The following is a 9108-nucleotide window of genomic DNA, read 5'->3' as shown; positions in this document are numbered from 1 at the left end:
CTTCACGGCCAGGATTTGCCGGCCGTGCTGGTCACGGCCGACCGATCGAGCGAAGTGCGCGCATCGGCAGGCCGGCTCGACGTGCCGGTGATCAACAAGCCGCTGAAGCCGGCCGTGCTGCGCTCGATGATAGCGCGGATTAGGCCGCTGGCTTCGGCGGCGGAATAGCCGCGCCTGCTTACAACACAGGCCCAGCCCTGTCTCAGCGGTGTCCAAGGCTTGCGATGTAGGCGCAGAACATGTCGGCCATGGCATCGGCGTAGGCTTCGATCTCCGCGTCGGTGCGCGGGCTTGCCGAAAAATCCTTTCCCGCCGCGCTCAACGTCATCGTGATCAGATCGCCGGCCAGGTCCTGGGTTGCTTGCGGGGTCCCGGGCAGAACTTCGCGGAGGAAGGCCTGGACGGTGCGCTCACCCGAGGCCCTTGCCTCGTGCGCCTCGGGCGCGTCGCGGTAGAGTGGGGCGGCGTCATTGAGTGCCACGCGCACGGCAGCTTCCTCGCACTCCGAGCGGATAAAGGCATGGACCAGCGTGCGCATCCGCTCCAGCGGCGGCCGCTTGTCGTCCTCCAATATGGTGCGCAGCAAACCGCCCGTCTGCCGCCATTCATCGCTCTGCAGCCTGAACAGCAGCGCTGCCTTGTTGGGGAAATATTGGTAAAGCGAGCCGACGCTCACGCCGGCCCTTTCTGCCACGCGCGTGGTGGTGAAGCGCTGGGCGCCCTCACTCGCCAGAACCTGAACAGCAGCCTCCAGGATCGCCGAAACAAGTTCCGTCGCGCGAGCCTGCTTGGGCTGCTTTCGCGAGGAAATAGAAAGGCTTAAGCGTTCGGTCATGGCGCGGCCGGGTAATGCGAATTGGAAACCTGAAGGATTATTCGTATTTTCAGCACAACACAAGAACACAGCCATTTTCGATTGGAGACTTCGATGATCACGCTCACAAACGCCCCGCTTGCACCCCTGCTCGCCCGCCTGTTCAAGGAAGCCGAGACCGCAACCAGCCCGGCAATGGCCGGCATCTCGCACGACGAGCGGGAACGCCTGCTGCGCAGCAAGACCGAGTATATCGATCTCTACGGGCGGCTGAGGGATTTGTGGCTCGCTGTTTCGCCGGAAACCGGCACGCTGCTTTATATGCTGGCACGCAGCAGCGGCGCGCGCGTCATCATCGAGTTCGGCACCTCGTTCGGCATCTCGACGCTCTATCTTGCCGCGGCGCTCAGGGACAATGGCGGCGGCCGCCTGATCACCACCGAGTTCGAGCCGTCCAAGGTGGTCCGCGCCAAGGCAAATCTGACGGAGGGCGGCCTCATCGACCTGGTGGAAATCCGCGAGGGCGATGCGTTGCAGACGCTGAGGGCCGACCTGCCCGACGCGATAGACCTTCTATTGCTGGATGGCGCCAAGGCGCTCTATCCGGAAATCTTGAGCCTGGTCGAGAGCCGGTTGAAACCGGGCGCGCTGGTCATCGCCGACAATGCCGACCTCTCTCCCGAATATCTGGAGCGCGTGCGCTCGCCGGCATCGGGCTACATCTCCACCCCCTTCGGCGACGATGTCGAGCTGTCCGTGCGGCTCAGATGAACAAGCCTCGGTACAAGCAGCTGATGCTGCTTCGACGGCCGCCAATCAGCTCGCAGGTTGCAGCGGGTCGCCGCCAATCCGGGAGAGCTGGATCACCGCCTGGGTGCGGCTGTCGACGCCGAGCTTCTGCAGGATGGCCGAGACATGCGCCTTGATCGTCGCCTCGGAGACGCCAAGCTCATAGGCGATCTGCTTGTTGAGCAGGCCTTCGGCCAGCATGCCGAGCACACGCGTCTGCTGCGGCGTCAACGCCTGCAGGCGCTTGATCAGGTCGGAGATCTCGGGATCGCGCTCGACGCCGAGATCGATACCGACGGGCGCGGCGATATCGCCGGCCAGCACCGCCTGCACGGCACGGCGGATTTCCTCCATGCTGGCCGATTTGGAGATGAACCCGGAGGCGCCGAGGTCGAGCGCGCGGCGGATCGTCACCGGGTCATCATGCGCCGAGACCACGATCAGCGGCACGGCCGGATGAACGCCACGCAGCGAGATCAGGCCGGACAGGCCGCTGGCGCCCGGCATCGACAGGTCGAGCAGCACCAGATCGATATCCTCATTGGCCACGACCAGCGCCTTTGCGCTTTCGAAATCGCCGGCCTCGTGGATGGCGGCGACGTCGCCGATGCCGGCAAGCGCCTCCTTCAGCGCACCGCGAAAAAGCGGATGATCGTCGGCGATGACGAAAGTGTAACCCGACGGCAAACAGTCCTCCCCGAATCCCGGCATTGCTGTTGTGCTTTTTACGGGATCGGATCGATTATGCGGCGATATCGGCCGTTTTCAAGCGGCAAAGGCCGGGCGCTCAGGTCTTTTGCTGGTTGAGCCTGGCGCCGTCGTCGCCATTCTCCTTGTCCATATCCTTGACGATGTCCTTGAACGTCCGGAAGAACTGCTCCATGTAGCCCAACGTCTTGTTGAAATCCTCTTCGCTCGGCAGCTGTGATTCCAACCGGGCGGAAAGCGAGTTCTCAAGCTTGGCGACACGCTCGTCCAACGCCTTGACCGAGGTCTGCAACTTGTCGACCTCGTCCTGGAAGGCGGCGCGTTCGTCGGCCGCCATCTTGCAGACGAGCTGGCCGGAGCGCTCTTCGCAGATCGACATGGCGCCGGTCTGGGTGTCCATGCGGACATAACCGTTGGCCGACTTTTCCAGCCGGTAGCGATCGGTTTCCTCGGAAAAGGCCGACACGGCGACCAGCGAGAAAAGTGCCGCTGGGATCAGTATGTACTGCGGACGCATGTTGTCCTCCATGAGCCAGTCTATGCAACCTATCACAGCTTTGCGCCGGAAGTGGGGAAGAGTCGTTCCTTGACTCGACGCAGGCTACCGCCGAAAAAGCCGTGCAACACTTTTCCAGACCTTGCCTGCACCCTTTCCCGCGCGGTTCGTTCGGACTATAGCGCAGCCATGTCTCAGTTTATCTACAAGATCGCGCCAGAAGCGCTCTGGCGCGAGGCAGAGCGAAGCGGCCGCTTCACCGGCGCGCCGATCGACGTCGCCGATGGCTTCATCCATTTCTCGACCGCCGATCAGCTGCGGGAGACGGCGGCCAGGCATTTTGCCGGCCAGACCGGCCTGCTGCTGATCGCCATCGATGGCGACCGCCTCGGTGGTGCCCTGAAGTACGAGGTCTCACGCGGCGGCGCGCTGTTCCCGCATCTCTACGCGCCGCTCGATCTCTCAGCAGTCCTTTGGATCCGTCCCCTGCCGCTCGGCGCCGACGGCCGGCATGAGTTTCCCGACCTGGAGACGGAATGAGCATGCTCGACCGTATCGGCCAGAAACTGCTGTTCACGCTCGATCCGGAAACGGCACATGGCCTGTCCATCGCCGCGCTCCGATGCGGCTTGCCGGTCGCCCCGCGCGCGCCGCGCGACGATCGGCTGAAGCTGCGCGTCGCAGGCCTCGATTTCCCGAACCCGCTCGGCATGGCGGCGGGCTACGACAAGAATGCCGAGGTGCCGGACGCACTGCTCGGCCTCGGCTTCGGCTTCGCCGAGGTCGGCACCGTCACGCCGCTGGCGCAGACGGGCAATCCGAAGCCGCGCATCTTCCGGCTGACGGCCGACGAAGCGGTGATCAACCGGCTGGGCTTCAACAATGAGGGCCACGAGGCGGCCGAGAAGCGCCTTGCAGCCCGAAAGGGTCGCCTTGGCATCGTCGGCGTCAACATCGGCGCTAACAAGGACAGCGCCGACCGCATCGGTGACTATGAGCGCGGGGTCGCCCGCTTCGCGCCCCATGCCACATATCTCACGGTCAACATCTCCTCGCCGAACACGCCGGGCCTGCGCAACATGCAGGCGCGCGAGCAACTCGGCGAGCTGCTGTCGCGCGTCATGGCTGCGCGGGCGTCGGCTTCGGCGCAGCCGCCGGTCTTCCTCAAGATCGCGCCGGACCTGGTCGAGGCCGAACTGGAAGACATCGCCGCCGAGGTCGCCGAGAAAAGGGTCGACGGCGTCATCGTCTCCAACACAACTCTCGCGCGGACGGGACTACGGAGCGCAAGCCTCGCCGGCGAGGCCGGCGGCCTTTCAGGCAAGCCGCTGTTCGAACGCTCGACCGCTGTCCTTGCACGCATGCGCAAGCTCGTCGGTCCCGAGATGGCGATCATCGGCGTCGGGGGCGTCAATTCCACGGAGACAGCGCTGGAAAAGATCCGCGCCGGCGCCGATCTGGTGCAGCTCTATACCGGCATGATCTATGCCGGGCCGGCGCTGCCGGGGCGAATCGTTGCCGGCATGGCGCGGTTTGTGGAGCGCGAAGGACTGACTTCGCTGCGCGAGTTGCGCGACAGCCGCCTGGATCATTGGGCCGTCAAGGCTCATTAGAAGGCCATGGCGCCCGTGCGCCCACACCTTTATGTCATCTCTCATCGCGTAGCCCTTCCGCGTTCAGGCTGCCGGATTCATCCATACGATCTCCCAAACATAGCCATCTGGGTCTTCAATGTGGCGGTTATACATGAAGCCAAGATCCTGTGCCGGGTTGGGATCGGCGCGACCGCCCGCCGCAACCGCGCTGGTCAGCGTTGCATCGACGGCGGCGCGGTCGTCGACCGTGAGGGCGATCATTGCCTGACTGTCACGCCGCGCGTCGCCGATAGGGCGCTTGGTGAATTCGCGGTAGTGGTCATGGCTCAGCAGCATCACCCCGATCGCGTCCGAGAACATGAGCGAGGTAGATTTCTCGCCCGAAAACTGCGGGTTTACGGTGCCACCTAGAGCCACGTAGAACGCCGTCGACGCCGCCAGGTCGCGCACAGGCAGGTTCACGAAAATCATTCTGGACATCGCTTTCTCCTTCTCTATCGCCGCGCCCTGCGCTATTGTCTTGATGCAATGTTAGTAGATGCAATGTATCTCGATGTCAAGATACATTTTGTTGAGAGAATATTCGAATGGATCGTGCCGAGGCCGCGGCTAAGCAATGGGCTCGCGAGCGCCCCGACCTTCCAGTGTTGCCTATTGAAACGGTAGGTCGTCTGCTCGATGCCGCCGCGCGCGTGATCCGCGATCACATGAACCCGCTGCTTTCGGGAGCAGGCCTGAATGTAGGTGAGTTTGATGTGCTGACGCCGCTCAGGCGCTCCGGCGAACCCTATATGCTTTCGCCAACGCAGCTTTACGAATCGGCAATGATCTCGTCGGCCGGCATGACCAACCGCCTGGATCGACTGGAGCGCGCCGGGCTGGTTGAACGACGCCCCGATCCCAAGGACCGGCGCGGCAAGCAAATTGCGCTAACGACTGGTGGCAAGCGGGCGATAGACGATTTGATCGGTCCAATGGTGGCGCTAGAAGAGCAATTGATCTCCGTGCTGACGCCGTCGGAGCAGGAGACTCTCAACGCCCTGCTCAAGAAATTGCTCACCGGCCTCTAGGTCGTTGTCGTCGCCAGCAGCCACCTCTCCCGGCGTCAACGGATCCTGATCCCGAGCGGAGGCACCACCTAAAACGCAGTCCGCGCCCGCACCCGCAGAACCATAAGCAGGCTCACGCCTCGCACTAGCAGGAAGACGTGCAGCGACGCCCAGAGCCCGCTGTTGCCGAAGGCCGGCGCCAAAGTCAGCAGCGCGGCGCTGAAGGCGAGGAACGACAACAGCATCATGTTGCGCATGTCGCGCGACCAGGTGGCGCCGATGAAGACGCCGTCCATCTGGAACGCCAGCACGCCGCTGAGGGCGGTGAACGCCGCCCAGGGCAGATAGGTGTCGGCAACCTCGCGGACCTCGGGCGATGTCGTGATCAGGCCGACCAGATCGACACCGGCCAGCAGCAGCACGAGGGTGGCGACGCCCGACAGGCCGAAACCCCAAAACAGGGTCAGCCGCACTGCTTGCCGGAAGGGCGTTTCGGCGCCCGCGCCGATGGCGCGGCCGGCGAGCTGCTCGGCGGCGGTGGCGAAGCCGTCGAGGAAGTAGCCGGCGATGAGGAAGAAGTTCATCAGCACCGCGTTGGCAGCCAGCGTCACCGTGCCGAACTGCGCGCCCTGGCGGGTGAACAGCGCGAAGGCGGCGAGCAGCGAGAAGGAGCGGATCATGATGTCGCGGTTGAGCGACAGCATGCGCCGGTAGGCCGGCAGGTCGAGGATGCGCTGGCGCGAGGGGCGCTCCAACCTCCGGAAACGACGCAGGACGATGGCGAGGCCGAGCAGCATGGCAAGGAACTCGCCGGTGACGGTCGCCCAGGCAACGCCGGCGACGCCCCAGCCGAGCTTCAGGCCGAGCAGGAAGCAAAGCGCGATGTTGATGCCGTTCAGCACCGCCTGCAGCATCAGGCCAAGCCCGCCCTCGCCGCGCCCGAGCACGTAGCCGAGGATGGCGTAGTTGATCAGTGAGAAGGGCGCGGCGAGCAGCCTGATATGGACATAAACAGCCATCGCTTCGCTGACGCGCGGTTCGGCGCCCATGAACTTTTGCCCGCCAATGGCGATCACCGGCGCAAGGGCGGCGAGCACGATGCCGGCGACGACGGCGATCAGCACGGCGCGCCAGAGCACCGCCTGCTCTTCCAGTGCGTCGCCGCGCCCGAACGCCTGGGCGACGAGGCCGGTGGTGCCGGAGCGCAGGAAATTGAAGGTGGTGAAGACGACGTCGAAGGCAAGCGCGCCCGCCGCCAGGCCGCCGAGCAGGGCGGCGTCGCCGAACTGGCCGACCACCGCCGTATCGACGATGCCGAGCAGCGGCGTCGTCAGATAGGCGAGCGTCATCGGCACGGCGATGGCAAGCACCGAGCGGTTGGTTACGGCGAAAGACCGGCCGGCGGCCGATGTCGATAGCTGATCCAGGGCCTGGTCCTCGGGACGGCTTGATCGGACGACCGATGTGCCCCAGTTTGCCGGTGCCGCGCAATCACGATCCGGCGTCGGCCAACCGAATCCCGGAGCTGGCATGCCGCTGCAGATCGTCCACCACCCCGGCTATGACGCCGGTTTCGCCGTCAACCACCGCTTCCCGATGAGCAAGTATCCGCTGCTGATGCGGGCGCTGGAGGCGCGCGGACTGGCGAGCCGCGACACGCTCGCCATGCCCGAGCCGGCGCCGGCATCGTGGCTGAAGCTGGCGCACGCGGCCGACTATGTCGACCAGGTCCTGGCCTGCCAGGTGCCGGAAAGGATCGAACGCGAGATCGGCTTTCCGGTCGGTCCGCGGGTTTCGCTCAGGGCACAGCTTGCCGCCGGCGGCACGGTGCTGGCGGCGCGGCTGGCGCTGAGGCACGGCATCGCCTGCAACGCCGCCGGCGGCAGCCACCATGCGCGGCGCGCGCAGGGCGCCGGCTTCTGCACCTTCAACGACGTCGCCGTCGCCTCGCTGGTGCTGCTTGCCGAGGGTGCCGTGGGCAGCATCCTGATCGTCGACCTCGACGTGCATCAGGGCGACGGCACGGCGGATATCCTGAAGGACGAACCACGCGCGTTCACCTTTTCCATGCATGGCGAGCGCAACTATCCGGTGCGCAAGATCGCCTCCGACCTAGACGTTGCGCTGCCTGACGGCATCGGCGACGCGGCCTATCTCGAGAGGCTCGGCGGCATCCTGCCGGAACTGTCGGCCAGAACGCGCTGGGACATCGTCTTCTACAATGCCGGCGTCGACGTCCACGCCGGGGACAGGCTGGGCCGGCTGTCACTCAGCGATGACGGCCTGCGCGCCCGCGATGCGATGGTTCTCCGCCATTTTCGCCGGCTCGGCATGCCGGTCTGCGGCGTCATCGGCGGCGGCTATTCGACGGACGTGGCAACACTTGCCGCGCGTCACGCCATCCTGTTCGAGGTGGCGTCAGGCTTCGTCTGAGGGTCACTTCCTGTAGCTGGCGATCCTCAGCAGGATGAAGACCGGCACGACGATCGCCGCGCCCAAGAGGATGTAGCCGATGAAACGGTCGATGGCATGGAAGCCGAGATTCCACAGGTCGAGGAAGAACTGGCGGATGCCGTGGTAGACGTCCATCGGCGACCAGCCGAAGGCGTGCATCACGAGGCCGACGAGGAACGAGACCACAAGCAGCTTGATCAGCACCCGGAGCGGTGAGTCACCGAGAAAGCGCGTCAGTGCGGACAAGTTCCGTCTCCACGTTTCGGCTGCCCCGATTCGGGGGTTCGATCCCAGAAATACGCACTTGCCCGCCCGGCATCAAGCCAGCTGGATGTCGGCAAAGGCCACGCTCACCAAAACCGCCAACGCAAGATGCGGGCCCATGGCGGCCGTTCGCGATAGACTTCCCGGTAGCGCCAGAGCCTATTGTAGCGGTTGCCGCCGCCGATGCCGAGTTCCGACACTGGGCCGCCTCCCCGCTTGCGCTTGATCGCCACCAGTTCCTTGGCGTGCTGAAGGCAATGGCTCGGTTTCTGCGCAGGTTCGCCCTCGCCTGTCGGCAGCGTCAACCTGACCGCCTCTCCGACGATTAGGTCTTCCGGATCGCAGGTCATGGCGATGGCCTTGCCGAACAGCGTCGGTCCGGTCGGGCACAAGGCTGTCGGCCCGTAATATTCGCGTTTGACGTTGGCGCAGACCAACTCGATGGCCTTGGCCATGGCCCTGTGGCGCATGGGGGCGGCGACCACGCCGAGGCTGGTGTCCCATGGCGTCGAGCTCAGCAAGTCACGAAACACCGACAGGCGGCCCTTTTCGCGCGGAACGCCGCGCAGGAATTCATAGGAAAGGTCGGCGTAGACGCCGCCCCGTTCGTAGAGCAGGCAGTATTTGGCGAGGTCTGCCTTGTAGGTGTAGGGGCGCAAGGTGCGGAAAGCCGATAACACCTCGGCGTCGAAATGCGCCGCGATGAACTCGCTCAATTCGGCTTCCCCGAACAGGACATGCTGCTCGCCCGGATGCGCGGCCTTGAACGAGCGGATGTTCTCGCTGACCCGTTCGGGAAGGTCAGCGCTCTGATCGTCCGTTATGAGAATGCTGAATAGCGGCATGAGCTCTCGACCGTCAGCGCGAGGTGAACGCGGTCAGTTTCTCCCAGTCGCGCCATTGATGCGGCCAGCTTTGCAAATAGGGCAGATGCCGGTC

Annotated in this window: 12 protein-coding genes; 5 read left to right on the top strand and 7 right to left on the bottom strand. The window is 64.7% G+C overall.

Translation table 11 applies throughout. The features are described from left to right. Nucleotides 1–202 precede the first annotated feature (202 nt). Nucleotides 203–835 (bottom strand): TetR family transcriptional regulator, encoded by a 633-nt coding sequence (locus tag EN745_RS23240; RefSeq protein ID WP_126059246.1) that lies wholly within the window; start codon nt 833–835, stop codon nt 203–205. Between the two features lie 93 nt (nt 836–928). Between EN745_RS23240 and EN745_RS23235 the strand changes: the two genes are divergently transcribed. Next, nucleotides 929–1585: an O-methyltransferase gene (locus EN745_RS23235; RefSeq protein ID WP_126056571.1), complete on the top strand. Its 657-nt coding sequence runs from the start codon at nt 929–931 to the stop codon at nt 1583–1585. A gap of 45 nt (nt 1586–1630) precedes the next feature. Here the strand turns inward: EN745_RS23235 and EN745_RS23230 are convergent, their stop codons facing one another. After that, on the bottom strand, nt 1631–2290 hold the full coding sequence (locus EN745_RS23230; RefSeq protein ID WP_126056572.1) for a response regulator transcription factor: 660 nt from the start codon (nt 2288–2290) through the stop codon (nt 1631–1633). A 100-nt stretch (nt 2291–2390) separates the two neighbouring features. Continuing rightward, complete coding sequence (locus tag EN745_RS23225; RefSeq protein WP_126056573.1) at nt 2391–2828, bottom strand: hypothetical protein; 438 nt, start codon at nt 2826–2828, stop codon at nt 2391–2393. Nucleotides 2829–2996: 168 nt separating this feature from the next. Here EN745_RS23225 and EN745_RS23220 point away from each other — a divergent pair, with 168 nt between their 5' ends. Further along, on the top strand, nt 2997–3347 hold the full coding sequence (locus tag EN745_RS23220; protein WP_126056574.1) for a DUF952 domain-containing protein: 351 nt from the start codon (nt 2997–2999) through the stop codon (nt 3345–3347). After that, on the top strand, nt 3344–4420 hold the full coding sequence (locus EN745_RS23215) for a quinone-dependent dihydroorotate dehydrogenase (protein WP_126056575.1): 1077 nt from the start codon (nt 3344–3346) through the stop codon (nt 4418–4420). The genes EN745_RS23220 and EN745_RS23215 overlap by 4 nt, the downstream gene beginning before the upstream one ends. A 63-nt stretch (nt 4421–4483) precedes the next feature. Here EN745_RS23215 and EN745_RS23210 read toward each other — a convergent pair whose 3' ends face one another. Continuing rightward, nucleotides 4484–4882 carry a VOC family protein gene (locus EN745_RS23210; protein WP_126056576.1) on the bottom strand — a complete coding sequence of 133 codons (399 nt, stop codon included), beginning with the start codon at nt 4880–4882 and terminating at the stop codon, nt 4484–4486. A gap of 107 nt (nt 4883–4989) precedes the next feature. On the opposite strand from EN745_RS23210, the gene EN745_RS23205 reads away from it, so the two are divergent. Continuing rightward, nucleotides 4990–5472 carry a MarR family transcriptional regulator gene (locus EN745_RS23205; RefSeq protein WP_189363133.1) on the top strand — a complete coding sequence of 161 codons (483 nt, stop codon included), beginning with the start codon at nt 4990–4992 and terminating at the stop codon, nt 5470–5472. Nucleotides 5473–5540: 68 nt separating this feature from the next. Here the strand turns inward: EN745_RS23205 and EN745_RS23200 are convergent, their stop codons facing one another. Continuing rightward, the gene (locus tag EN745_RS23200; protein ID WP_189363135.1) at nt 5541–6878 is read right to left on the bottom strand and encodes an MATE family efflux transporter; all 1338 of its coding nucleotides are present in this window, start codon (nt 6876–6878) and stop codon (nt 5541–5543) included. 103 nt (nt 6879–6981) lie between these two features. On the opposite strand from EN745_RS23200, the gene EN745_RS23195 reads away from it, so the two are divergent. Further along, nucleotides 6982–7884: a histone deacetylase gene (locus EN745_RS23195; RefSeq protein ID WP_127422357.1), complete on the top strand. Its 903-nt coding sequence runs from the start codon at nt 6982–6984 to the stop codon at nt 7882–7884. 3 nt (nt 7885–7887) lie between these two features. Here EN745_RS23195 and EN745_RS23190 read toward each other — a convergent pair whose 3' ends face one another. Continuing rightward, nucleotides 7888–8151 carry a DUF6460 domain-containing protein gene (locus tag EN745_RS23190; protein WP_127407766.1) on the bottom strand — a complete coding sequence of 88 codons (264 nt, stop codon included), beginning with the start codon at nt 8149–8151 and terminating at the stop codon, nt 7888–7890. A gap of 104 nt (nt 8152–8255) precedes the next feature. Then, entirely contained in the window at nt 8256–9014 is a 759-nt protein-coding gene (locus EN745_RS23185; protein WP_127422356.1) for a glycosyltransferase, read from the bottom strand. Between the last annotated feature and the right edge of the window lie 94 nt (nt 9015–9108).

Origin of the sequence: Mesorhizobium sp. M4A.F.Ca.ET.022.05.2.1 (genome assembly GCF_003998845.1) — a bacterium.
GTDB lineage: Bacteria > Pseudomonadota > Alphaproteobacteria > Rhizobiales > Rhizobiaceae > Mesorhizobium.
The sequence above is the reverse complement of the archived record's forward strand: the minus strand, read 5'-3'. Positions and strand labels throughout refer to the sequence as shown.